We start from the raw sequence: 377 nt of genomic DNA, 5'->3' as shown, positions 1-377 counted from the left end.
GTTCCTGCGAGGCCGCGGAAATCTCGGCCATGATGTCGGTCACGCGCTGCACCGAGGCAACGATCTCGCCCATGGTGGCGCCGGCCTTGTGCACCAGCGCAGAACCATCGGCGACCTTGCCCACCGAGTCATCGATCAGGCCCTTGATCTCCTTGGCGGCAGCGGCCGAACGCTGGGCGAGGGTGCGTACTTCGCTGGCGACCACCGCAAAGCCGCGGCCCTGTTCACCGGCACGGGCGGCCTCGACCGCGGCGTTGAGGGCCAGGATGTTGGTCTGGAAGGCGATGCCGTCGATGACGCTGATGATCTCGGCAATCTTCTTCGAGGAGGCTTCGATGGCGGACATGGTGGTGACCACCTGGCCGACCACTTCGCCG

1 protein-coding gene is annotated in these 377 nt (G+C 66.3%); it reads right to left on the bottom strand.

Annotated elements, in window-relative coordinates; genetic code table 11:
- Positions 1–377 (bottom strand): methyl-accepting chemotaxis protein (locus AC06FB_RS18860; RefSeq protein WP_478053986.1); only part of this gene is annotated, 377 nt, incomplete at both ends.

Source organism: Stenotrophomonas sp. Steno-C15 (assembly GCF_056393265.1).
This window is presented reverse-complemented; position numbering and strand designations above follow the sequence as displayed.